This is a genomic window from Nonomuraea sp. NPDC003201, assembly GCF_053590415.1.
The window spans coordinates 43,126-66,180 of the sequence record NZ_JBSFTC010000027.1 but is presented as its reverse complement, the minus strand read 5'-3'; the positions used below and the strand labels follow the sequence as shown (position 1 = coordinate 66,180).

The following is a 23,055-nucleotide window of genomic DNA, read 5'->3' as shown; positions in this document are numbered from 1 at the left end:
GATACACGAGGCTGTAGTCACCTCAACACGACATCCACATCATGCTTCGCGAAGATCGTCTGAATGACATCAAAAAGAGACGGAGCGTCATCCGCCTCTTCCAGAGTCCTCGTCAGAGACTCCCGCGCAACTTGAGAGTCGCTCCAGATCAGGGTGAACGGCGCTCTCGCTCCGAAGCGACCCCGCAAACAGTCGTCCAGCGCATCGAGGTTCCAGCCGAAGTAGCCGCCAGGCCCGTTGATGGCCTCTCCAATCGCAAGGTAGAAGGCGGCCTCATCGGTGACGTGGGTTCCATCGAGGTGGTACACGCGTCCTGGCGGACGATCGACTCCTCCGGCCCTCCGGAACCTGCTGCGGCCGACGATGGTCAGCCATTCTCTCCTGCCCTCCGGCCCGTACACCGCCCACAGGTTGGGCTGGTCAGGTCGAGCTGAACACCAGCGCTCCCAGACGTCCCGCGCGCTGGCCGACGGACTGTCGAATCCCCACAGAGCGACGATGTCCACCCGCTCAGGATCGAGTCGCGAGGGTCGCCACTCGAGGATCTCGCCCGCCCAGAAGTCCACGAGCGACTCTCCTGCCTCGTCGAGCATCCGGAGCCATAGCGAGTCCAAGGGATTCCTCTGGCGATAGCGCTTTGAACCCTCAAGGTAGTCGCGTAAGCGCCGAGCAGGAAGGCATCCCAGGATCTCTACCGTGAGCTCCTCATCGCTCTCCGCAGACTCGACGAAGATGCCCTCAGCATCGAGACATACCCCAAGAACCTGATCATCCTCATCGATGAGAAGGAACTTCGGCTCGACGGAATCCATGCACCCCATCCTCACCCGCGATCAATGACGTTGCTGTCACTGTTGCTGTCAGGAGAGATCAAAAAGCCCCGAACGATAATCCGTTCGGGGCGTTTCTACTGTTCAAAGCTGGTGGTCAGGGGCAGGGTCGAACTGCCGACCTTCCGCTTTTCAGGCGGACGCTCGTACCAACTGAGCTACCTGACCCAGAGCGGTCCTGACGGGACTTGAACCCGCGACCTCCACCTTGACAGGGTGGCGAGCACTCCAAACTGCTCTACAGGACCTTGCGTTTCTTGCTGTTCTTGCCGTTTGCGCTCGTTTAGCTTACCAGCTTTTCGGTGGTCTTCGACCAGCCGTTTTCCGGTGCGCTAACCGCTCGCAGTGCCCCCAACGGGATTCGAACCCGTGCCGCCGCCTTGAAAGGGCGGTGTCCTAGGCCGCTAGACGATGGGGGCTCAGGATTCCCTGTCGCCTTCCGTCGGAGACCTCTGAAGCATAGGGGACGATTGCCCCTGATGCCAAAGTGGCTTACCGGCGGACTGCGATTGTGTGCCAGAGATCGATCCCGTTGGCGACGGGGCGTTCGTTGGCTCCGGGGAAATCATACGTTGTGGGTCGGGCTCCACGTGACGCTGGATGTACACCGACTGCTCCCCCAGCCCGCCCAGCGTGATGTCGTCCCATGCCTGCATGCGCTTCGTCTCCCTGTCGAAGTACAGGACAGAGGCCTGGACCGGCGTGGGCTGGGGGTGTTCGAGGGCGCGCAGGCCGGCGCCGCCGGTCGATCCCTGGACGAGGAGGCGGGTGCCCGAGGGGAGCATGGACGTCTTGCGGGCGTGGGTGTGCCCGGCGAGGATCATGGGGGTCGCGCCGGAGAAACCCTTGCCGACGTCCGGGTCGTGTACGGCGATCACGTCCGGCTTGTTCACCTTGGCGAGGTGGGAGCGGGCGTAGTCGCCGAGCACGGTCGGGTCCGAGTCGGCGGCCACGGACTTGTCCGGGGTGAAGCGGGGGTCGCCCAGGCCGTAGATCTTCAGGCCTGCCACGGTCTCGGTGGTGTCGTCCAGGACGATGGAGTTCTTCTGCTTCTCGACCGCTTTCTGGGTGGTCATCGAGTCGTGGTTGCCGCGTACGTACACGTACGGGACCCCGAGGCGGCCGATCTCGTCCACGAACTTGTTCTCGGCCTTGGTGCCATGGTCGGAAATGTCGCCCGTGTCGATGACCATGTCCACGCTGAACTGGTCCTTGAGGGAGCGGATGACGTTCCAGGCAATGGGGTTGATGTGGATGTCGGAGACGTGCAGGACCCGGATGGTCTTGGGGTTGGCGTCGTACAGCGGCAGGGTGGAGACCGTGTCGTACAGCTTGGAGACGTTCGTGACGAGTTTGGTGAGTTGCGATCGGTACGACTCGAAACGGGAGACGATCGACTCGGCGCTGCCCACGAGCGACGGCGCGGCGGCGACGAGGCCCGAGTAGCGGGGCTCGACGAGAGAGCTGGGACGGAACGTGAGGGCCGCGAGGACCCCCGTGCCCGCCAGCGCCACGGAGGCGGCCAGAAGGCCCATCAGGGCCACTCTGGGGCGCCTGAAGACCATCAGGACCGCGATCAGCGCCCCGGCGCCCGCACAGAGCAGCGAGCGGATCACGAGCGCGCGTACGCCGTCGAGGAGGTCGTCCTCGATGAGCCCCGGCAGGCGGTCGGCCAGACGCGGGTCCTCTATGAGGGCTTTGGCGCGTTCCTGGTCGATGTTCTCGAGCGTGATGCGCAGCCGCAGCGGCGCGTCGTGCGTGCGGAACGTGAGCGTGCCGAGCGGGCTGGCGTCCACGATCGTCTCGCCGCTCCAGGCCGGCCGGAGCGACATGCCGGTCTCCACCGGCCCGATCTGAGCTCGTACGGTGCCGCTGAGGAAGATGCCCAGCCAAGCACCCACCGCGGCCACGAGGAGCACCGCCGCGCCCCTCGCCACCCTGGACTGAATGACTGCCTTTGACCTGTGAACGAACTTCATACGCTTTCTTGCCTACCCGAGGGACGGGGCAGAATGGCAAGTGTGATCGAGGTTACGCGGGAGAAGTTCGAGGAACTCGTGGCCGAGGCATTGGACACGATCCCCCCGGCCCTCACGCGCGCCATGAGCAATGTCGTCGTCACGGTCGTCGATGACCCGCCGGAGCCCCGCCTGCTCGGCCTGTACACCGGTGTCCCCCTCACGGAACGCGGCGACTGGTACTCAGGGGTCCTGCCCGACCGCATCGAGATCTACCGCAATCCGATATGCCAGATTTGCGATACGGAGGAAGACGTGGTCGCCGAGGTGCGCATCACGGTCGTCCACGAGGTCGGCCATCACTTCGGCATCGACGACGCTAGACTTCACGAGCTCGGCTGGTAACCCTTTGCTTTTGGTTGACTTCTTTGGGTTGCGGCTTGCCATAATGATCGGGCACCTTAGGTGACGTAGCGAACACTGTAAGTCAGGCACAGCGGAGTCCAATGGGGGCCATGCGGGCAGGTCGTCCGCCGGGACGGCATCGCCGTGCTGAAGGGCACGCCACATATCGGGAAGTCATCGCACTCAGGGAGTTCAGAGCACTCTGGTACGGACAGGGCCTATCCGTCCTTGGCGACCAGCTCGCCCAGGTGGCACTCGCCGTACTCGTCTATGACCGCACGCAGTCACCGCTGGCCACGGCGGCCGTCTACGCGCTGACGTACCTCCCGTCCATCGTGGGCGGGCCGTTGCTGGCCGGGCTGGCGGACCGGTTCGCGCGCAGGGCCGTGATGCTGACCTGCGACCTGATCCGGGCGGCGCTGGTGGCCGCGATGGCGGTGCCGGGCATGCCGTTCTGGGCGCTGTGCGCGCTGGTGTTCCTGGTGGTGCTGCTCAGCGCGCCGTTCTCGGCCGCGCGGGCGGCGCTGCTGCCCGAGGTGCTCGAAGGCGACCGGTACGTCATCGGCTCGGCGATTCAGAACATGACGAACCAGGCCGTACAGATGCTCGGTTTCGCGGCGGGCGGAGCGGTGATCGCGACCATGGGCCCCTACCGGGCGCTCGCCGTGGACGCGGCGACGTTCCTCGGCTCCGCGCTGATCCTCGTGTCAGGGGTACGGCGCCGGCCCTCCGCGAGCCACGACGGCTCGAAACCGTCCATGTGGACGATGACCGCGGCGGGAGCCCGGCTCGTGTTCGGGTCGCGGAAGCTGCGGACGCTCGTCCTGTTCGCGTGGTTGTGCGGCTTCTACATCCTGCCTGAGGGCATCGCGGTGCCGTACGCGGCCAAGCTGTCCACGGGGACCCTGTTCGCCACGTGGACGCTGCCGGTCCCGGTGATCACCGGGCTGCTGATGGCCGCGATGCCGACCGGGACGGTGCTGGGGGCGTTCCTTTTCAGTAGGTTCGTGCCGCCGCCGCGGCGGCTGCGGCTCATGGGGTGGCTGGCCATGCTGAGCTGCGCGCCCCTGATCGTGACAGCGCTGTATCCGCCGCTGGAGGTGGTGCTCGCCGCGTGGGTGCTGTCGGGGGTCGGCGGGGCGTACCAGCTCGCGGCCAATGCCGCCTTCGTCCAGCAGGTGCCGGCCGAACGTCGCGGCCAGGCGTTCGGCCTCGTGCAGTCGGGGCTGATGGCCGTACAGGGGATCGGGATCTTGGTGGGCGGGTTCGCGGCGGAGAGACTCGGTCCTGAGCCGGTGGTCGCGCTGGCCGGATTCACCGGGCTGATCTGCGCGGCCGTGCTGGCCCTGTTCTGGACCGAGCCTCGCGAACGCGTGCCCGCCACGGCCTGATCACGACTGAGGCTTCTGCTCGCCGCTCCAGTCCGTCCTGCTGCGGTCCTGCTGCTTGTTGATGAGGTCCTGCACGATGGAGGTGTCGCTGTCCTCGTCGGGCATGAGGAGCCAGCCGATCGCGTACACGCCGACGCCCAGCCCGCCGAACAGCGTGGCGATCGCAAGCGCGATGCGCACCAGGTTGGCGTCGATCCCGACGAACTCGCCGATGCCGGAGCAGACGCCCGCGATGATCCTGCCCTTGTGGGTCCGACGCAGCTTCTTGACGTTGTATTCGCTCATGCCTCAAGACTGCCCGTGGGCCCGGTGTTAGCACATCAGGATTCCCCCTGGTAGAACCCTGGTAGCCCCCTATGTGCTGAAGGGACCCGCGATGGACGACCTGCTCCGCCTGGACGACCGGCTCGACGCCGACCAGCGGCTGATCCGCGACACGGTCAAGTCGTTCGTCTCCGACCGCGTCCTGCCGCACGTGGGCGACTGGTTCGAGGAGGCGGTCTTCCCGGCGCGCGAGCTCGCGCCCGAGCTCGGCGCCCTCGGGCTGCTGGGGATGCATCTGCAGGGGTACGGCTGCGCCGGGACGGACGCGGTGTCGTACGGGGTGGCGTGCCGCGAGCTCGAGGCCGGTGACTCGGGGCTGCGCTCCTTCGTGTCGGTGCAGGGCTCGCTGGCCATGTTCCCCATCTGGCGGTATGGCTCCGACGAGCAGAAAGAGGAGTGGCTGCCGCGGATGGCGGCCGGTTCGGCCATCGGCTGCTTCGGCCTGACAGAACCGGATTACGGCTCCGACCCCGCCAATATGCGGACTTATGCCAAGAAAGACGGATCCGACTGGATCCTCAACGGCTCCAAGATGTGGATCACCAACGGCTCCATCGCCGACGTCGCCGTGGTCTGGGCGCAGACCGACGAAGGCATCCGCGGCTTCGTCGTACCGACCTCCACCCCCGGCTTCTCCGCCCCTGAGATCCACAAGAAACTGTCCCTTAGGGCCTCGGTCACCTCGTCCCTCTATTTCGACGACGTACGCCTGCCCGCCTCCGCCGCCCTCCCGGGCGTCACCGGCCTCCGCGGCCCGCTCTCCTGCCTCTCAGAGGCCCGCTTCGGCATCGTCTGGGGCGTCGTGGGCGCCGCCCGCGCCTGCCTGGAGGCCGCGGTGGTCTACGCGAAGACCAGGGTCCAGTTCGACAAGCCGATCGGGGCGTTCCAGCTGACGCAGGAGAAACTCGCCTGGATGTACGTCGGCGCCGCCCAGGCCCAGCTCACCGCCCTCCATCTGGGCATGCTGAAGGACGCCGGCCAGCTGGAGCCCCGGCAGATCAGCTTCGGCAAGCTGGCCAACGTACGCGCCGCCCTGGACATCGCCCGCCAGGCCCGCTCAATCCTGGGTGGGAACGGAATCACCCTGGAGTACCCTGTGATCAGGCACATGAACAACCTGGAGTCTGTGCTGACGTACGAGGGCACCCAAGAGATTCACACGCTGGTGCTGGGGGAGGCGCTGACGGGTCTGGCCGCTTACCGGTGATGTAGGCGTCGCGGGTTGGGCGGTAATCTCTGTACCCTTGCTGTTGCGAGGGGCGTTAGCTCAATTGGCAGAGCTGCGGACTTTTAATCCGTAGGTTCCGGGTTCGAGCCCCGGGCGCCCTACCTCAATGACCTGGGCGGACTCCCCGATCTCCATGATCCGGAAGCCCGCCCAGTTGCATTTCCAGTTGCAGTCAGCCCCAGAGAGCCCGGCCCATCCGGGCTGCTGCTTCGGTCGAGAGTGTCGCCGTGATGTGGGTGTAGCGCTTCGTCGTGGTCAGTTGTGAGTGGCCGAGGATTTCCTGAATTGATGTCCACGCCTTGTTCGATGAGGAGAGTCGCGGCGGTGTGGCGGGCATCGTGGACACGAGCATCTTTCTCGACTTCGGCCAGGCGGAGGAGTTCTTTCCATTCGTCCCAGTCCTGGCCGGCATCTATGGGGCGTCCGTCCTCGTGGCACCAGACGAGGTCATAGTCCCGCCACCGCTCCCCCGCGGATTCTCGTTCGGCCTGCTGGGCCTGCTGGTGAAGCTTGAGGAGCGGGATCAGCGGAGGCGGGATCATGATGGTTCGCTTGCTCTTGCCTTTGGGCTTCACGAAGGCCCAACCGCCTACGCGCTCAGGGCAGGAAGGCGCGTGCTTGGCGCAGTCGGGAGCGCAGAACTTCGGAACTGGCGGCAGCAGGCCGATTTGTCCCGCGCCGAAATGGCGAAAATGGTCAACCTCACCAAGAGCGGGATCAAGTACAACCTCGCCTGCGACGAGGAGCGCATACGCCGCTGGGAGGCGGGCGAGGTCACATGGCCGCGCGAGCCGTACCGACTGGCCTTGACCGAGGTCACCCACCAGGACCCGGAAGACCTGGGCTTCGCGCCCACCAAGCGCACCCGCACACGCATGAATTCCCCAAAGCGGTTGATAACCTTGCAAATGCACCACGCGCTGTGAATCTCGTCGAAAGAGGAGAGGACGAGAACGTGCGACGCCGCGAATTCGTCGGCCTCACCGGGGCCGCCCTGTTCAGCTCAGTAGTCGGACAGCCCAGCCCCACCCAGGACACCGGCCTCAATATCGAAAATCTCGCCGCCGCACTCGTCGATTACTCCACTCCCGCAGACGGCCCGATCGACCTCGACGCACTCGCCACCGCAGTAAGCACCGCCAAGCGCAACTACCAGGCATGCCGATACGCCCAGGTAACCGCCAAACTGCCGGCCCTGCTCAGCAAACTCCGCGCAGCCAGCACCACGCTGCACGGCGACGATCAGCTACGCGCCCACATGCTGTGCGCCGAGGCGTACCACGTGACCGCCTCCATCCTGCTCAAACAGGAGGACAAGGGACTCGCCTGGCTCGCCGCAGACCGCAGCGTCCAAGCCGCGCACGCCAGCCAGAGCCCCCTCATGATCGGCTCTAGCTCCCGCATCATCACCCACACCCTGATGGACGGCGGACACCACCGCGCCGCCACCGACGCCGCCCGCAGCGCAGCCCAACGCATGGACGCCGACCTCACCACCCCGTCCCCCGACGACCTGTCGATCTACGGATCCCTCCTCCTCCGCGGAGCCGTCGCCGCCGCCAACACCGGCGACCGGCACAACACCATCGAACTCCTCGACGAAGCCGCCGAAGCAGGCACACGACTCGGCCACAACGGCAACCACATGTGGACCGCATGGGCCCCCACAACGTCCTGCGCCACCGCGCCAACATCGTGATTCATCGGGAAGGATGATCCCCGCCATCTGTAAGATCGCTTTCAAGTCCGTACGCCCATTCTGTGGCGATCAGCCATGGGTCATCGTCCCAAGACGAGGTCTCCGGGTTGCGCTCGCTGACGATGCCGTCATGTCGCTGCTGATCTTGGCGTTCAGGATAGGAAGTTACCAGGTCGCGCCCGTCGACCCAGCGGTTAAACCACTCTGCTAGGGACGAGCAGATGGCTAGGATCCCAACCTCGGGCGACTGCTCGTCGGGAAAGTCCCAGACGTCGCCATCCCAGAGATAGACGGGGTTATCGGGCTGAGAGAGTGACATGTACCAGTACATGGAGCATCCGGCGGCCACGAGCGGGAACCCGAGCACGCTGCTCACCTCCGGGTATTTCTCGTATTCTTCGAGCGCATCTGGGCCGCCCTCGTACTCCCGGTGTCCTCCAGGTGGAAGGCCCAGGAGGTCGTAGGAGGGGCCGAAGCCGCCGTTGCTCACCTCCGTGTACACCCTTCGCAGGAGCTCGGGTAATTCGTGGCCGATGCGTTGCTCGCAGGCATGCAGGTCCACCTGGGAAATCGGCGGGTACGGGGGCTCGTGCGGGACATCGCTGAAGTACTTGACGGCCTCGGGGGCACCTGCGTCCAAGGCGGCCTCTATGAGGTGATCAGGTGTGGGGTCATCGAAACTGAGTTGGGTCACGCTGCCGCCTTCACGGAGCGGCTGCTGCGTGTGGCGGATGCGACTCCTGACGTTTTCGCCGTACTCACGTTTCAGCCAGTCCAGCGGGACGTCCATGTCACACGATGATCTAATCCAGCGCATTCGGCGACGGGCCTGGGATCCCGCACGACGACACAACGTGGTCTACGACAGAATGCCAGTGAGGGCCCATTGATGATGGCAGTAAGGCCAGGCAGGGTTGCCGCGGTGGGAGCCACCTTGGGAGCCACCCGAGCGGACGATCAAGGACTGAGCCGAACGGGTCCGAACGGCCGGAACTTTGGTGACCAGCCCGACGAACGTGTCCGGAACAGCCTTGGAGATCGTTTGGGGACCTTGTAAACAGAAGGCCAGCCCGTTCCTCCTGGTGGCCGTCGCTGGCCGCCAGGGTTGCTGTCCCTTCCGGATGAGGTTGGCGTCCGGGAAGGGTTCTGTCCTGTGGCACGACATCTTTGGTCTGAATGGTTTCGAGCGGAGTTGTTCAGGTCTTTCTGTCGGCGAGAGGTCTCAAACGTTCCGGGTAGTCGATCGGCATGAGCACCGATGAGCCTGGTCCTGAGCCCTGTGACTGGTGTGGTGTGGTCATCACGAACGGGTCGCAGACTTACTCAGGAGCCGCCGATCTCCTTGCGCCACGAGTCGAAGTCGATCTCCTGGGATCCGAACTCCTCCAGCCAGTCCACGAACCGGGCGCCGTACTTCTTGCCTCCCGACTCGAGGATCTCGTCCGCTTCCGGTTCGGTGGGAGGGGTCAGGCCGAACGTCTCCTTCAGCCAAGCCACGTACGCCTCGTGCCCAGGGGAGTGCTCCTCGTCGGGGTCCGCCTCGCGCTCCTCGTCCCAAGAGGTGAACGACTCGTCGTCGATCGCGAGCAGCCGGAACAGGTTGCGCAGGCCCTCGATGATGTCGAGATCGCCTTCGTCGCCGAAGCGGATGACAGGAAGTGTGGCGAAGTCGGTGCGGTCGTCGCAGTGCCACAGGGCGTAGAACGAACCCGAGCCGGTGGCCTGAGCGAAGGGGGTGAGTTGGTCGAGGTGGCCTCGTACCTCCTCTTCCCGCCCCTCTAGGCACAGCCACTCCACCAAGCCGGCGTCGGGTCGGTCGTACTCATAGAACTCGAATCCGTGCGAGAAGGCGTCCTCTCCAGGACCGTCGGAGAACTCCTTGAGCAAGTTCAGTTCGGGAACGGGCGAGTAGGTGTCGGTCATATCAGCTCCGGTGCGGAAGCGAGTGGGTGAAATATGGTGTGCACGCTACCGCCCGGGACTGACACCGAAGGCCGCCCTGCTCGAAAACAGGCGTTCGGTCGTGCAGGACCCCTTGGCGGTCCGTCCTGATCCGGCGCTCAGCGGTCGCCGGATCACGGCTTGCTCGCGAGGGCATCTGGCCGAACTACATGCGCACTATCGCCAGCAGGGAGACGGCGAGTAGCGGAATCCGACAACTCAACCTGAACACCGACACGAGTACCGACAACAACACGCGGAAACTGACAGCTTCGACTTTTAATCCGTAGGTTCCGGGTTCGAGCCCCGGGCGCCCTACCACTCCGACCTGCGGTTTCCCACGATTCTGTAGTCGAGCCGTCCGGTCGTGAGTCACGGTGAGACACCTGTGAGTCATGTACGAGCGCGCGCGTTGTTCACCTTGCGCGCGGTCTTGGGAGCCGCTTTGAGGACCAGCCGGGCAGTGGCCCGGGCGCTGTCGTGATACAGCTGCGGCAGCACCGACGTGTACGTGTCGGCGGTGAGCACGATGCTGGCATGTCCGAGCAGGCCCTGCACCACGCGCAGATCCGCTCCTGCCGCCAGGGCCAGCGTCGCGGCTCCATGTCTCAAATCGTGCAGCCGCACCGGGGGAAGGCCGCTGGCCATGACCAGCTTGTGGAAGCCCGTAGATCCCGAGCCGGGTTGCCATGAATCACGTCTTCCCGGACGGCTTCGTTCAAGGCGGCCCGCAGCGTCGCGCGAATCCTTTCCAGGGTGGCCGCGCTGATCGGTTTGCCGTAACGGGTGTGGCGCTGGGCCACACTCGAGAACATCCTCACGACGTGCCGCCTCGACAGCCCGCGAAGCGGGATCAGGCCGAGATACGGGATCAGGAACAGCCGGACGTGATCGCGGTAGGCCTTGTACGTGGTCGGCCGGATCCGCTGCTCAGCCACCGACAACCAGTAGCGCAGCCATTGGGCGACGGTACAGTACCCGGTCACCGGCGCTCCCTCCAGCGACTGAGCGATATCGCGGGCGGCCTGCCGCGCTACCCCGGCCGTGGGGAAGCCGCCACGGCGCAGTCGCTGCCGCCGTCCGGACACGTCCGTCACCTGGACGGCGAAATACCAACTGCCAGGTCCTGGCCCTGCTCCACCAAGACCCCAACCGCCCCTGACCAGCCCGGGACATCGCCCGCCACCTCCGCGAGGTCACCCTCAACACCATGTACCGGCGACTGTCTCGCTGGGCCAGCAGCCAACTCATCCGCAAGATCAGGCCGGGTATCTACACCGCCCGGCCAATCTCTTCAGCACTCTTGCCAACAGCCCAAAAGCCTTAACTACCTGGCCTTGGGCGAGCCCCCATCCGCTGCTACCGGAATCGTCTGCCGTTCCGTCCCGACTGACGACTGACCACCGGTGCGGTGATGGTCACGGGGATGCCTGAGGGAGCCTGGGCGCCCGTGATACGCCTCAGCTCGGCCTCGCCCGAACGGACCTCGCTGGTCTGCGGGACGATACCGGCGTCGGCCATCAAGCGGGTCATGTCACGGCGCTGATTGGGCAGCACCAGGGTGACGACGCTGCCGGACTCGCCGGCGCGGGCGGTGCGGCCGCCGCGGTGCAGGTAGTCCTTGTGGTCGCTCGGCGGGTCGACGTTGACGACGAGGTCCAGGTTGTCGACGTGGATGCCGCGGGCCGCGACGTTGGTCGCCACCAGCGCCGTGACGTGGCCGCTCTTGAACTGGGCGAGGGTGCGGGTGCGCTGGGGCTGGGACTTGCCTCCGTGCAGCGCGGCGGCGCGCACTCCGCTGTTCAACAACTGTTCGGTGAGCCGGTCCACAGCGTGCTTGGTGTCCAGGAACATGATCACCCGACCGTCGCGAGCAGCGATCTCCACAGTGGTGGCCTGCTTGTCGGCACCCTGGATGTGCAGCACGTGGTGCTCCATCGTGGTGACCGCGCCCGCCGAGGGGTCGACCGAATGGACCACCGGGTCGCTCAGATAGCGGCGGACCAGCAGATCGACGTTGCGGTCCAAAGTGGCGGAGAACAGCATCCGCTGGCCATCTGGGCGCACCTGGTCGAGCAGGTGGGTGATCTGCGGCATGAAGCCCATGTCGGCCATCTGGTCGGCCTCATCCAGCACGGTGATGCCGACCTGGTCCAGGCGGCAGTCGCCGCGCTCGATGAGATCCCTGAGCCGTCCCGGGGTCGCGATGACGACCTCGGCACTGTTGCGCAGCGCATGGGCCTGGCGGCTGATCGACATGCCGCCGACGACCGTGGCCAGCCGCAGCTTCAGTGCTTGGGCGTACGGCGTGAGCGCATCGGTGACCTGCTGGGCCAGTTCCCTGGTGGGGACGAGGATCAGGGCAAGCGGTCGCCGCGATTGTGCCCGCTGTCCGGAGGTGCGGACGAGCAGGGCCAGGCCGAAGGCAAGTGTCTTGCCCGACCCGGTGCGCCCCCGCCCCAGGACGTCCCGGCCGGCCAGGGAGTTCGGCAGCGTGGCCGCCTGGATCGGGAACGGTTCGTTCAAGCCCAGGCCGGTGAGCACCTTCAGCAGTGCGGGCGGCATGCTCAGCTCAGCGAATGTCGCGGCTGCCGGCAGGGCCGGGGTTACGGTGACCGGCAGCGCGAACTCTCTCTGGAGCGCGGCGGGACGCCGCCCGTTGCCGGACCGGCTGGAGGCGCCTGAACGGCCCTGAGCCGGAGAGCTGAATCGGCCGCCCCTGCTTCGGGCGGAGCCGCCCGTACGGGGCGAAGAGTTGCGATCGTGCGCGCGAGTTACGTGGTTCATGCAGAACCTTCCTCGATGCGGCACGTGTCAGGATCCTCGGCGCGATGAGCGGCACAAGAACAGCTAGCACGAGCCGAAGAAAGACGAGTCGAACCGGCGGAAACAGCCTGGGCTCGTACGTCGAAATGGTCGGCTTTCGCCGGGAAGAACGCGGCTGTGATGCGGCGCCGTAGAACTGGAGCGGGCCTATGCCCGAACCGGAGCCATCGGTGGTGCATCCGGTGTGCGGCGGAAGAACAGACACGCTGTGCTTCTCGGGTTGTGAGGTCATCACGGCACGATGGATGCCACAAAAGCAACGCGCCGGGGACCGCGCCCTGCGGCGCGGGCCCCGGCTACGTGGTGCGCAGTGTCAGGCGGGAACGATGTTCTCGGCCTGCGGGCCCTTCTGGCCCTGCGTGACGTCGAAGGCCACCTTCTGGCCCTCGCGCAGCTCACGGTAGCCGCCGTTGGCGACGATGTTGGAGTAGTGCGCAAAGACGTCGGCGCCGCCGCCGTCCTGCTCGATAAAGCCGAAGCCCTTTTCCGCGTTGAACCACTTCACGGTGCCAGAAGCCATGTTGATCTCCTTCGATGGGTGCAAAGCCGAAATCCGCATCGAACGGATTCCGCGTCGCCGCGATAGAACCACACACCCGGAGATGACCGGAGAACAAAAAATGCACCTGAGGCTACATACCGTCAGGTGCACACAAGTCTTTATGGGTACCACAACTGCAACTGAGCCCAATCTAGCACATGTGCCGTCGTGCTCCGCATGCCCCCGCCAACGCCGACATCATCCGCGCGCCATTGCCGCCTTGACCTGCAAGTTCCAGGTTCAACTGCGCTGTTGCCCGCACCGCGCCACCCCGATCGGCCAGGCAATGTCCTCGTCCTGCAACTCATCAAAGAGGCCGCGTTCAGGCTGGGAAAGGCTTACGGTTCCGGGCCCCGCAGGTGTCCCGGCCAGCGCGGCCTGCCTGTACGACCGAGCAGACCAGCAGGTCGGCGAGGTACTCGGCGGCAGCGGGCCGCTCGCCGGTCGAGGATCGGCTAAGCGCGTACAGAGGTTGAAAGTTCGGGGTGTCATGTCGATCTCGGGTTCGTGATCAGGCCAGTGTGTGCCAGGAATGCGTCCAGGAGGTCGGGGCGGTACTGCATATCTGTTCGAGTCGGCGGCGGATGATCGCGGCGAGGTGGTCGAGCGTGCAGGGGGCCACGTTGCCCAGGCCGCGTTTGAGGTGCGACCACACGGTCTCCACGGGGTTGAGTTCAGAGCGTAGGTCGGTAAGTAGAAGACCGTCAGCCACGGGCGCGTGTCGACACCGGTAGATCATCATGCGGTAGATCAGCCGAGTCCGCGGCCCTGGCTTGAGGCAGATCAGCCCAGCCAGGTTGACGCGCCCGGAGCCTTTGCCCGAGACGGTGACGGTAGCGGTGCATCCACGGCGGGACCAGGTACGGGCCTTGGGTGGCCTCAGTGACTGGCCTGCTTCGTCTTCGAAGCAGATCCACGCATCCTGATCCCGCACCGTTGTTCCGGCAATGGTGACCTGCGCCAGGGTCCACCACTGATCCTCGGCCCACCCCCACACGGCCGGACCGGCGTCCAAGGCGGCCTCCAACCGCTCCACCTGCGCGGCGTTCAGCCGGCAGTGCTGCCCGCCCGGGCCCTTCGACACCAGCGCCTCGGCTCCCGCCGTGCGCCAGGCCTTATGCCAGACATAAGCCGACTTGCGTGAGACCCGCAGCTTCCTGGCCACCTGAGGTGGCGACATGCCCGCGGCGAATAGCCCGGCAGCCTCCAAGCGGACCTGCTCACGCTTGGCTCGCGCCGCCGGGGACAGACCACCACCATCCGGATAACGCATCCCACCGGCATACTCCCGAACCCCGTCGCGAGCACGCAACCACGCCGTGTTACCTCAGCCTTTCAACCGCTGTAGCGAGCCGCTCGCGAATCTCTATTTACCTCGGATATCTGCCGCAAGAGTGTCGCCTTCCCAAATGCCAGCAGTCGTCCCTGACACCTTGATGTCTCGCTGCCCGCGCTTGTGCTCGTGGCCCCGGTATCTCGGCCATAGTGACCATATGGCACGAGGATTTTTCGACACGCTGGGCCTCAGCGTCGACGCCGAGTCCGTTTATCGCGTCATACTGCGCGAGCCGAAGCTGCGAGTGGAGGAGATCGCCGACCGCGTACAGCTGCTGTCCGGCCACATGGACGACGCCCTGGACGAGCTGACCCGCCTGGGGCTACTTCAGCCGTCCTGGGAACGGCCGGGAGAGCTGCACCTCATCGACCCCGAGATCAGCCTCACCTCGCTCCTCGCCAGCCACGAGGCTGACCTGCTCCAGCGCCAGCAGGCCATCGCCGCCGGCCGGGCAGGGGTGAGCGAACTGATCGCCGAGTACGGTTTCCACAACGGATCCTCGCGACGACCTGAGATCAAGTATCTCTTCGGCCTGGACGACATCAGGACCCAAATCGAGGTGCTGGGCCGAGAATGCGTCTCCGACGTGATGGCGTTCGTCGATGGTGGTCCCCAGACGAAGGACAACATGGAGGCCAGCAGGCCGCAGGACCAGGCGGTCCTCGCCCGCGCCGTGCGGATGCGCTCGATCTACCTGGAGAGCCTGGCCAACGACCCCAACACCCTCGCCTACGTCAACTGGCTGGTCGGGGAGGGGGCATCGATCAGGACCATTCCCGTCGTGCCGCTCCGGATGATCATCTTCGACCGGCAGCGGGCGCTGCTGCCCGTGCAGATCGACGACACGGCCATGGGCGCCATGGTCGTGCGACAGGGCAGCATCATCACCGCTCTGTGCGCGTTGTTTGAGAAGTTCTGGGAAGAGGCCACCCCGCTTGGTGTCCCTCCCGAACGTGAGGATGACGGCCTGAGCCGCCAGGAACTGTCCTTACTGCGGCTCATGGCCGAAGGCAACACCGACGACGTCTGCGCCCGCAAGCTCGGCATCTCGCTGCGTACCGAGCGCCGTCTCGCCGCCGAGTTGATGAGCCGGCTCGGCGCGAAGAGCCGGTTCCAGGCGGGTGTGCTCGCCGAGCGCGTCGGCTGGCTGGCCGACGACGCCCCTACCGCGCGCTGATCCCCGCGCCTGCCGGGTACGCGCGGAGACGGGGGCGATGCGGCCGGGATCAGCGCGCCATCTACAACCCCATGTCACCGGCTTCCGCGGCTACCTCCAGCGCTGGGAAGGACGAGACCGTCGACGCCGCCCACGCCCAGGACACGGTTTCACAGCAACTGGACCGGCGTACATGCCTCCCGCCAAACTGACCCACTCCTCTCCGAGGAGAGACACCACATCCCGATCACCCCAGCCGCAACTGACTCGCTGACCCTCCGATCGGCCCGTGTGCCAGGTCCTCCAAGTATGAGAGTCGTCCTGGTTCGGGGACCACCGCATGGTTCGCGGTGGCCGGAGGTCTGCGCGGCACAGGCGCTCTGCTAGGCGCGGTGCTTCCAGATCCGGGTGAGGCGTGCATGCCGTAGCTGGGCCTGATGAGGACAATCTCGGCGAGCCATGGCGGATCTCCGTACGCCGTGATGGTGCGTCGGTATCTCAGTCCAGGCTTAGCGCTTGCTGTCTGAATTTGCTGGCCGAGATGCCGAAGGCACGGTGGAAGGCCCTGCTGAAGTCCGAGGGGTGGGAGAAGCCCCACCCGGAGGCGATCGCGCGGATGGGGACATGACACAACGCCGGATCGGCCAGATCAAGACGCGCACGCTCCAGACGTTGCGCCTTGATCCATGCGGCCACCCTCAACCCCTCTTCCTGGAACAGCCGATGAAGGTAACTGGTGGAGATGTGATGCGCGGCAGCCAACGCCCGCGGTGTCAGATCCGGCTCACGCAGATGCCGCTGTACGAACGCCTGGATGCGCAAGATGAGGACATGCCGGTGGGACTGGCCGGTGGTGCTCACCCCGTCAACCTCCAGGGCGTGGAAAAGCAGCGCGGAGACCAAGCTGGCGAGCGTCATGCCCAACCGCGAGCCATCGACGGGCCGCAAGTTGTGCACATTCTTATTGATATTGGTGACGAAGTCGGTGAGCAGGCCGCCGATGCCCTCGGTGGCGGAGAGGGGACGGCCCAGCAGTCCGTCCAGGTGTTCGGCCGGCAGGTTCAGCAGGGACTGGGGGACCGTGATGCACGTGGCCCGGAAGGCGGGTCCGTCGCCTGGAGGCCGCACGTCGCACGCGACCATGCGGGTGGGATCGTGGACGAACAGGTCTCCGACCCCCGAGCTGAACCGTCGGTGCTCCCAGATGATGTCCACTCGGCCCGCCAGAGGAATCAGGAGGTGGTAGGACTCTGCGGATCGTGGGCCAGTCTCGTGATCTGGCCGCGGGGTCTGCCGGATACGCATCGGGACGACGGTCTCCGTCGTCAAGCGCAGGCCGCCGAGCGAGATCTCCCGTTCGTCCATGCGGACGCACTCGCTGCCCGACTCCATCACCGAGCCGGAGTCATGGCTCTGAGCACGGTATTCGCGAGGAAGTGCGGGAGCCAGAAGGGTGTCCTCGGTCATCTTGCCTCCCAAGGCTGGAAGGCCCGCAGCACAGGGTGTCCCTCGCCGGGACCGGGCTTTTCAATCCCCGCATCCTTGACGTTGAGCAACCTAGGTCCGCCGAGTTCGTCGAACAACACTGCCCGGCTCTCTTCGCCCACATTCCCTCCTGTCTGCTCGAACATGGCGATGTCATCGCGCTGGAGCACCTGACCGCGAGCAGCCCGAATGCAGGTAGAGGCCGTACACGACACCATCGCCTCCACGACAGCGCCAGCCGGATCCTGGCCCGAGGGCAGGCCGTCCACCAGGTAGTCGACCTACGGCCACCGGCCCGACCCATCCACCAGGCGAAGCAAACGCGTACGGCATGATGAGCGGCCGTCACTCTTCGCCTGGCGATCTGATCTCCTGCGGCGCGATCCGGCCTTTCCATCGGCACCACGATCGAGCATCACAACGGCGGTCTGACGTTGCTCGAGAGATGATCAAAGGGCCAAGCGGCCGATGCGATCGCCAGGCCCACGTCCGTCTCAGATCAGCTCTGTCTTGTAGAAGATGCTGGCCAGGCGGGCCTTCTCGACGCCTGAGGCCAGGCCGAGGCACAGGCGAGGGGCACCGGAGACGATCTGGATACCCATGCCCTCTGGCTCGCGATAGTCCAGGGACTTGCCGGCCACGCTGCGCGCCCGCTGGACCTGCTCGCCTGTGCGCAGGTCCAGGCAGGTGATGTACGTGTTGCCGGGCGGCGGATTGTCGTCCCCGTACGCCGTGCCGGTCAGCATGTAGACGAAATTCCCGTAGGCCGCGTACCCCTGGAAGGTGCCCAGGCCCGACGGTTGAGCGACGTCGAACAGCGCCTTTGGCGCGCCCGCCTTGACGTCCGCCAACGAGTAGACCGCGTAGCGAAAACGGCTCCCGTCCCAGTAACGCATGACCAGCCGGTTCGTGGAGGGGTCGATCGCACACGTGGTGTTGTCCGAGTCCGCGATCGGTTTGTACTTGGTCAGCGCCGACGACGAGGTGGTCAGCGTCTGGCCGTTGGCGAACTCGAACCTGGCCAGCTTCGTGCCCCGGGAACTCTTGCCGTCGCTCACCCCGTCCGTCTCCGTCCACAGGTAGGCCGACGTGCCCGACGGCTCGACCCCGAACTGGACGCCGTGCCCGAAGCCCATCAGGTACATATGGCCGAGGAGTGTGCCGGTGAGGCTGAGCTTGGACAGGCACAGATGGCCCGCCGCGCCGGAGCCGGCACCGTTCTTCACCTGAAGCGTGTAGATGTGGCCGTTGCGGTTGTCGAAGGCGATCGACTGCAGGACGGTCTCGTCGTACAGGGCCTTCTTCCAGATCAGCGAGGTTGACGGGGCAGTCAGCTGGAACCGTCCCTCTGCGGCGGCCGCGGACTTGGCGGCCAGCGCGGCGGCCGCGGCGACACCGGTGCCGAGCCTGAGGAGCCCTCGGCGGGAAACACGGATGTGAGAGGTCATCTCCCCTTGATCGCCTCCTTGGTAGCCGAGCCCTGCGTAGAGTCATGCCGGTTCGCCGGGCTGTGAGCAATCACAGCTCGTCCTGCCAGCCGAGGTTGACCGGGTCGCATTCGAGGTCGTCCGGCAGGCAGGAGTTGGACGGCAGAGCGAGCGTATGGGGATGGCGGCTCTCACCCGTGGAGACGGCCCCATGCGCCACGCCGAGGAGCACAGCAGCCGCAACAACCGACAGGATGACTCTCTTCATAGAGGTAGAACTCCTCGCGATTTCACATGACTGGCATCTGACGGAGTAGAGTTTCGGGCATTTGTCCCTGACGTGTCAGCATTTTCGGCTGGCATTATGCTGCCCTGGCATCATGATGCTCGCCCCAGAGTGCCCGTGCTGGTTGGAGCGTTCGCTCCAACCAGCACGCTTGCCAAGGCGGCGAGCCCATCACGCACCGTGTCCTGCCAGCCTTGTTCCTCTCGGACCGTCAGCCGCAGTGGACGTTCGTCGCATACCGGATGGCTGAGCCGACGGCGCCCACCAGGTCGATGCACTTGCCCTTGGCGGAGGCGTAGACGGGGCCCGCATAGTAGGCATAGTCGCCATCTTCATAGTCGGCCCAGCCGTTGCTCGAGGGCGTTGCGATGCCCACGGCCTTGTACGCCTTCTTGCCGTAGTTACCGCCCGAGCCGTAGGCGAGGGCGCAGTTCTTTCCGGAACTGGCGTTGTAGTAGACCTCTAGCGTGCCCTGCTTCGTCCCGGACTTCGGGATGTTGTAGACACCGATCCGGCTGTAGCCGGTCCCACAGGGACCTGCCGCGGCGGCCGGAGTGGCGGAGGCGACAAGCCAGGTCGAGGCGACCAGCACGCCTACAACGGTGCCGATTTTTCTGCGAATAGGCATTTATCTTCATATTTCTGTTCGGGCCAGGGGTGACGGCGCGTCTCCCCGTCTTGCCCGAACCATGATTACGACGTGCGCTGAAAAAACACTGAAATGGGGCTGAATCACCCTCCGTGTCCGCGGAGGGACGGGCGTCTCGAAGCTGAGCCGCGAGAAGAGCGCCAGTTGCCGGCCAGGGCAGCGGGCGTGGGCAAGACTGCCCTGTGGCGAGCCGCCACCCCCATGTCAGATTCATCGCTACCGAGCTGCGACTCAGCACAGCGGAGTCCACCGACGCGCTAACGCCGCAAATCCATCCGATCTCGCTACAGCATTGCGGACATCAACTCTCGCAACGCCCTTTCGGCCAGAGATGGGGTAAAGTCGGGCGGCGAACATGAGCGAACATGAATCCGAATCAAATAACCCAATGGACGCCGCCCATCCGTCCGGAAAGCTGCGCAGACCCAGCCGGCGATTGATCATGGGCGCCATACTCCTCGTGGGAGGCCTCGGCGCAGGCTTTCTGACAGGCCGCGTCGAAGAGCTGGATCTGCCCGAAAGGGCAACAAAGATCATCTCGCCCCGGCAAGCCCTTCGCGCCGGCGGTGGATACGGCACATGGCCGACGCTGGGCAACCGCAGGGGCGAGGTGGACCACGCGCAGGAGGGCATGCGTGCCTGGCTCACGTCATTCGACGACCGGCGGAACTGGATCGGCGGGGCAGACCCGATCGAATTTCAGGACTTGCGCAGTCTCTCTGGGTCTGTGGTGTTCTCCGGCATGATTCCGAACAGCGGTCATATCCGTGCGGATCGCGCGCCCGGCACCGGCTCCAGCGAACCGGTTTCGATCGTCCAGTTGGAGAGTCCGGAGCTTTCTCTGATGGTGTACAACCCGGGCTACCGCGGACCGGGCGGTGCGGGATCAGGGGCCACCAGCGGCCTCGCTCCCTGAGAGTGAGAGCGACTTCCGGGCTTCCAGGGGGGTACGGCCCGCCGATAGTCGCCCCATCCCGCTTGTCCGGGACTACCTCCCGAATAATTGGTAGGAGGTGGGGGACAAGTTCGCGATGGTCGTGCCGCCCTGGTTGACGAACCTGCGCGTCGCGGGCTTCGGGAAAGACGATGCGGCTGCTGCAGCGCGCCGATGAGAAGGCGTTCCCCGACGGGACGACCCGGCAGGTCACCTACCTGTACCGGCCGTGACGCTCGCGCTGGACCGCGCCGACCGGCCGCACGCCTTCCTCATCCGGGTCCGGAGCCGTACGACGCCCTGGAATTCCGTCCTGTCGTGCGCTTTCCCGCGCTGCGGACTCTGATGTGACTCGTTGCGCTGGTCCGGCCTCTCACGCCAGGCCGACGATCACATTGCTCATCGGCTGGACGACGATCACCGCACCAGGCGCGCGCACCAGACCTGCGGAAGGAGGCTGATCCGAGAGCATCGGCCAACGCGCGGGGAAGGTCATCGGGATCCGGACGGTGTCAGCCGTGCCCCACGGGGTGACGAACACGGTGACACTGCCTACGTTCTCCTTCCAGGACGTGGCGGCCACGACCAGCGAGTCGTCCAGAGGCACGTGATGTCTTTCGGAACCCCCGATGGATGCTCCCAGCCCCGCCGGGGAGAACGACACCTGTTTCCGCGCGCCCATGCCGAACGGCTCCCAGTGGTAGGCCCGCCTGGGTTCTCCGCCAGAGCTGGAAAGCACGTCGAGGAACCCCTCAGCGCTGAACACGCCGGTCACCCGCTGTCGGGCGAGGACCTTTCCTGACGTCTGATCCAACACCACGCCTTCGTGCTCGCCCCAGACCACCGACACAGCGCGCGCGTCCGTTGACCGGTACACGCGGACGCTGTTGGGCTCGACCAGCACCTTCCGCTTGTGACGCCACACCTCGGTACCCGTCGCGGGATCCAGCCCCAGCACGGCGAAGGTGAACGTCCTCGGCTTGTCCTCTCGGATTTTCTCCTCGGTCCAGGGGGCGCAGATGATCAGCACGGCGAGCACATCTCGGGCCATGTATTGGGGGCTGGCGAACATGCCAGGGGTGGGCTCGTAGCCGCCCACGCAGCCTTTCGGCGGGGCGTAGCGCCAGGTGGGCACGGAGGTGGCTGGATCCCAGCCGGTGAGGAGTCCCGGAGACTGGCTGTGATGGCCCTCCAAGCGGCGCGCGGTGACGATGCCTTTGGAGTTCAGCTCTGGGTAGCGGGCACCTCCCCAGGCTTTCGCGTGCTCGGCCAGGACCACCCCCGTATAGGCGTCCACCAGCAACGTCTGCCGCAAGAAGCCGACCATCACGATGCTCCCGTCAGGCGAGACCTGGAGATCGAAGGCGATGTCTCCGACCCTGCGGTAGTGCCAGCGCTCCTTGCCGGTGGTGCTGTCCAGCGCCACGAGGCCATCCGTGACCTGCACCACCGCTCCTGCCCCTGCGGTGACCACGCTTGTCACGAGCACGTCTTCCGGGGTTGTCCGCTGCCATGCGATTCTGCCCACCGAAGCAGGCGCCGCGGCCGGCGGCCCGCCCTTCTTCGCGGTGGTGGCATCTATGTTCGCGGCGCCGACGGGCAGCATCGCGACGGCGACAAGGGCGGCGACGCTCATCACCACTGCGGCGGCCGATCCGCCCAGAACACCGCTGGCTCCCTTCATCACCGGCCTGAACGCGATCGCCATGCCGGCGAGCCCCGCAGCCGCTGCCGCCAGTCCTGTCCCGAAGGCAGCCTCGTACGCGCCCAGCCGTCCTGACGCGAAGGCGTCACTCACCTGGATCCAGTGGTATGTGGCAGCCCCTCCCCAGACAACGGCGCACGCCAACGCCGCGGCACGGATATCTTCGGCAGGCAGCGCACCACGGACCACCCTGACGGTGGCGACGACCAGCCACAGGACCGGAGCAATCCCCAGCACAAGCACCGCCGTGGCGAAGCGCGGCGGGTGCGAGGATGCAGCAGGCAACGGCGGCCAGTCAGGCGGCGACCACCAGGCAGCGTACGCCCATGCCGCGGCCACCACCCCGGCGAGCGCCAGACCGGCGCCGAACCATCCCCACCACGAACGATGAGAGCGCAAGCTCAGTCCGTCCATGGCAACCAGCACCACCCCGAAGATCTACGACTGCCTGCTCGCGGGCCACGTCGATCAGCAACGCAGCGCGACCCTGCCTGGCAGGGGTACTGGCGGGGCCGACTCAGCGGCATGCGTGTATCAGCGGCATGCGTGTATTCGTGGAGGATTCCGCCGAGCCGGTCTCGTCGGCACCTGATACGGCATAGCACCGGGCAGCCTTTCCAGAACGTCAACGGGAGCGACATGTCGTTCATGTCCGCCCCCTTCCTGCAGCCGGTGACCGCAGACGGCGGGGGCGCGGGCGCCGTGGTGACGGGCAGCATGCCCGGCTGCAAGCGGCAGTCCGCGCCCAAGGACTTCGCCAGGGCCGGCGCGAGCTTCGAGACCTGCCGGCTCACAGCCGCCTGTTCCGGCATCGACATCATCGGCGCGAAGTTCAACCAGGACAACTACCGCGAAGATCCCGTGGAGTGGCGCCGTTGCCCCCCCACACCCTGACGAGCGGCCAGGAGACCGCCCGGGTTTGGTGGCCGGTGTT

25 protein-coding genes and 4 tRNA genes are annotated in these 23,055 nt (G+C 65.8%); 9 read left to right on the top strand and 20 right to left on the bottom strand.

Annotation, left to right across the window (positions count from 1 at the left end):
- Positions 1 to 17: 17 nt before the first annotated feature.
- From ACWDX9_RS13750 to ACWDX9_RS13730, 5 genes are all read right to left on the bottom strand, one after another.
- The gene (locus ACWDX9_RS13750; protein ID WP_449953003.1) at positions 18 to 812 is read right to left on the bottom strand and encodes a barstar family protein; all 795 of its coding nucleotides are present in this window, start codon (positions 810 to 812) and stop codon (positions 18 to 20) included.
- 109 nt (positions 813 to 921) lie between these two features.
- A tRNA-Phe gene (locus ACWDX9_RS13745) sits at positions 922 to 998 on the bottom strand.
- 5 nt (positions 999 to 1,003) lie between these two features.
- Positions 1,004 to 1,078, bottom strand: a tRNA-Asp gene (locus ACWDX9_RS13740).
- Between the two features lie 98 nt (positions 1,079 to 1,176).
- Positions 1,177 to 1,249, bottom strand: a tRNA-Glu gene (locus ACWDX9_RS13735).
- Positions 1,250 to 2,749, bottom strand: a complete 1,500-nt coding sequence (locus ACWDX9_RS13730) for a metallophosphoesterase family protein (RefSeq protein ID WP_449953000.1) — start codon at positions 2,747 to 2,749, stop codon at positions 1,250 to 1,252. It lies immediately after the preceding tRNA gene.
- A gap of 93 nt (positions 2,750 to 2,842) precedes the next feature.
- On the opposite strand from ACWDX9_RS13730, the gene ACWDX9_RS13725 reads away from it, so the two are divergent.
- Both ACWDX9_RS13725 and ACWDX9_RS13720 read left to right on the top strand, forming a co-directional pair.
- Entirely contained in the window at positions 2,843 to 3,193 is a 351-nt protein-coding gene (locus ACWDX9_RS13725; RefSeq protein WP_449952997.1) for a metallopeptidase family protein, read from the top strand.
- Positions 3,194 to 3,294: 101 nt separating this feature from the next.
- Positions 3,295 to 4,584 (top strand): MFS transporter, encoded by a 1,290-nt coding sequence (locus ACWDX9_RS13720; RefSeq protein WP_449952995.1) that lies wholly within the window; start codon positions 3,295 to 3,297, stop codon positions 4,582 to 4,584.
- On the opposite strand, the gene ACWDX9_RS13715 is transcribed toward ACWDX9_RS13720, so the two are convergent.
- Positions 4,585 to 4,869: a PspC domain-containing protein gene (locus ACWDX9_RS13715; protein ID WP_449952992.1), complete on the bottom strand. Its 285-nt coding sequence runs from the start codon at positions 4,867 to 4,869 to the stop codon at positions 4,585 to 4,587.
- 91 nt (positions 4,870 to 4,960) lie between these two features.
- Between ACWDX9_RS13715 and ACWDX9_RS13710 the strand changes: the two genes are divergently transcribed.
- Both ACWDX9_RS13710 and ACWDX9_RS13705 read left to right on the top strand, forming a co-directional pair.
- Positions 4,961 to 6,115, top strand: coding sequence for an acyl-CoA dehydrogenase family protein (locus ACWDX9_RS13710; RefSeq protein ID WP_449952989.1), 1,155 nt, complete (start codon positions 4,961 to 4,963; stop codon positions 6,113 to 6,115).
- A 49-nt stretch (positions 6,116 to 6,164) separates the two neighbouring features.
- Positions 6,165 to 6,237: transfer RNA gene (locus ACWDX9_RS13705), tRNA-Lys, on the top strand.
- Here ACWDX9_RS13705 and ACWDX9_RS13700 read toward each other — a convergent pair.
- The gene (locus ACWDX9_RS13700; protein ID WP_449953040.1) at positions 6,235 to 6,678 is read right to left on the bottom strand and encodes a tyrosine-type recombinase/integrase; all 444 of its coding nucleotides are present in this window, start codon (positions 6,676 to 6,678) and stop codon (positions 6,235 to 6,237) included. The genes ACWDX9_RS13705 and ACWDX9_RS13700 overlap by 3 nt on opposite strands.
- Before the next feature lie 72 nt (positions 6,679 to 6,750).
- On the opposite strand from ACWDX9_RS13700, the gene ACWDX9_RS13695 reads away from it, so the two are divergent.
- Positions 6,751 to 7,062 carry a helix-turn-helix domain-containing protein gene (locus ACWDX9_RS13695; RefSeq protein WP_449952987.1) on the top strand — a complete coding sequence of 104 codons (312 nt, stop codon included), beginning with the start codon at positions 6,751 to 6,753 and terminating at the stop codon, positions 7,060 to 7,062.
- A complete protein-coding gene (locus ACWDX9_RS13690) occupies positions 7,059 to 7,835 on the top strand; it encodes a hypothetical protein (RefSeq protein ID WP_449952984.1) in 777 nt (258 codons plus the stop codon). Before ACWDX9_RS13695 ends, ACWDX9_RS13690 begins: the two co-directional genes overlap by 4 nt.
- A 1-nt stretch (position 7,836) precedes the next feature.
- Here the strand turns inward: ACWDX9_RS13690 and ACWDX9_RS13685 are convergent, their stop codons facing one another.
- The 7 genes from ACWDX9_RS13685 to ACWDX9_RS13655 form a co-directional block, all read right to left on the bottom strand.
- Positions 7,837 to 8,625: an SMI1/KNR4 family protein gene (locus tag ACWDX9_RS13685; RefSeq protein WP_449952981.1), complete on the bottom strand. Its 789-nt coding sequence runs from the start codon at positions 8,623 to 8,625 to the stop codon at positions 7,837 to 7,839.
- Between the two features lie 533 nt (positions 8,626 to 9,158).
- Positions 9,159 to 9,758, bottom strand: a complete 600-nt coding sequence (locus tag ACWDX9_RS13680; RefSeq protein ID WP_449952978.1) for a hypothetical protein — start codon at positions 9,756 to 9,758, stop codon at positions 9,159 to 9,161.
- 411 nt (positions 9,759 to 10,169) lie between these two features.
- Positions 10,170 to 10,403 carry a tyrosine-type recombinase/integrase gene (locus ACWDX9_RS13675; protein WP_449952975.1) on the bottom strand — a complete coding sequence of 78 codons (234 nt, stop codon included), beginning with the start codon at positions 10,401 to 10,403 and terminating at the stop codon, positions 10,170 to 10,172.
- Positions 10,385 to 10,864 (bottom strand): tyrosine-type recombinase/integrase, encoded by a 480-nt coding sequence (locus tag ACWDX9_RS13670; protein WP_449952972.1) that lies wholly within the window; start codon positions 10,862 to 10,864, stop codon positions 10,385 to 10,387. The genes ACWDX9_RS13675 and ACWDX9_RS13670 overlap by 19 nt, the downstream gene beginning before the upstream one ends.
- 271 nt (positions 10,865 to 11,135) lie before the next feature.
- Positions 11,136 to 12,563 carry a DEAD/DEAH box helicase gene (locus ACWDX9_RS13665; protein ID WP_449952969.1) on the bottom strand — a complete coding sequence of 476 codons (1,428 nt, stop codon included), beginning with the start codon at positions 12,561 to 12,563 and terminating at the stop codon, positions 11,136 to 11,138.
- 352 nt (positions 12,564 to 12,915) lie between these two features.
- Positions 12,916 to 13,122 carry a cold-shock protein gene (locus ACWDX9_RS13660; RefSeq protein ID WP_020545593.1) on the bottom strand — a complete coding sequence of 69 codons (207 nt, stop codon included), beginning with the start codon at positions 13,120 to 13,122 and terminating at the stop codon, positions 12,916 to 12,918.
- 532 nt (positions 13,123 to 13,654) lie between these two features.
- Entirely contained in the window at positions 13,655 to 14,416 is a 762-nt protein-coding gene (locus tag ACWDX9_RS13655) for a helix-turn-helix domain-containing protein (RefSeq protein ID WP_449952967.1), read from the bottom strand.
- A gap of 220 nt (positions 14,417 to 14,636) precedes the next feature.
- Between ACWDX9_RS13655 and ACWDX9_RS13650 the strand changes: the two genes are divergently transcribed.
- The gene (locus ACWDX9_RS13650; protein WP_449952964.1) at positions 14,637 to 15,656 is read left to right on the top strand and encodes a LuxR C-terminal-related transcriptional regulator; all 1,020 of its coding nucleotides are present in this window, start codon (positions 14,637 to 14,639) and stop codon (positions 15,654 to 15,656) included.
- Between the two features lie 477 nt (positions 15,657 to 16,133).
- On the opposite strand, the gene ACWDX9_RS13645 is transcribed toward ACWDX9_RS13650, so the two are convergent.
- The 5 genes from ACWDX9_RS13645 to ACWDX9_RS13625 form a co-directional block, all read right to left on the bottom strand.
- Entirely contained in the window at positions 16,134 to 17,102 is a 969-nt protein-coding gene (locus tag ACWDX9_RS13645) for a helix-turn-helix domain-containing protein (RefSeq protein WP_449952962.1), read from the bottom strand.
- Positions 17,099 to 17,389 carry a hypothetical protein gene (locus ACWDX9_RS13640; protein WP_449952959.1) on the bottom strand — a complete coding sequence of 97 codons (291 nt, stop codon included), beginning with the start codon at positions 17,387 to 17,389 and terminating at the stop codon, positions 17,099 to 17,101. Before ACWDX9_RS13640 ends, ACWDX9_RS13645 begins: the two co-directional genes overlap by 4 nt.
- A gap of 225 nt (positions 17,390 to 17,614) precedes the next feature.
- Complete coding sequence (locus tag ACWDX9_RS13635; protein WP_449952956.1) at positions 17,615 to 18,568, bottom strand: phage baseplate protein; 954 nt, start codon at positions 18,566 to 18,568, stop codon at positions 17,615 to 17,617.
- A gap of 70 nt (positions 18,569 to 18,638) precedes the next feature.
- A complete protein-coding gene (locus ACWDX9_RS13630) occupies positions 18,639 to 18,815 on the bottom strand; it encodes a hypothetical protein (RefSeq protein ID WP_449952953.1) in 177 nt (58 codons plus the stop codon).
- Positions 18,816 to 19,044: 229 nt separating this feature from the next.
- Complete coding sequence (locus tag ACWDX9_RS13625; protein WP_449952950.1) at positions 19,045 to 19,425, bottom strand: hypothetical protein; 381 nt, start codon at positions 19,423 to 19,425, stop codon at positions 19,045 to 19,047.
- 412 nt (positions 19,426 to 19,837) lie between these two features.
- Here ACWDX9_RS13625 and ACWDX9_RS13620 point away from each other — a divergent pair, with 412 nt between their 5' ends.
- Complete coding sequence (locus tag ACWDX9_RS13620; protein WP_449952947.1) at positions 19,838 to 20,398, top strand: hypothetical protein; 561 nt, start codon at positions 19,838 to 19,840, stop codon at positions 20,396 to 20,398.
- Positions 20,399 to 20,789: 391 nt separating this feature from the next.
- On the opposite strand, the gene ACWDX9_RS13615 is transcribed toward ACWDX9_RS13620, so the two are convergent.
- Positions 20,790 to 22,550, bottom strand: coding sequence for an outer membrane protein assembly factor BamB family protein (locus tag ACWDX9_RS13615; protein ID WP_449952944.1), 1,761 nt, complete (start codon positions 22,548 to 22,550; stop codon positions 20,790 to 20,792).
- 219 nt (positions 22,551 to 22,769) lie between these two features.
- Here ACWDX9_RS13615 and ACWDX9_RS13610 point away from each other — a divergent pair, with 219 nt between their 5' ends.
- Positions 22,770 to 23,015: a hypothetical protein gene (locus ACWDX9_RS13610; RefSeq protein ID WP_449952941.1), complete on the top strand. Its 246-nt coding sequence runs from the start codon at positions 22,770 to 22,772 to the stop codon at positions 23,013 to 23,015.
- Positions 23,016 to 23,055 lie beyond the last annotated feature (40 nt).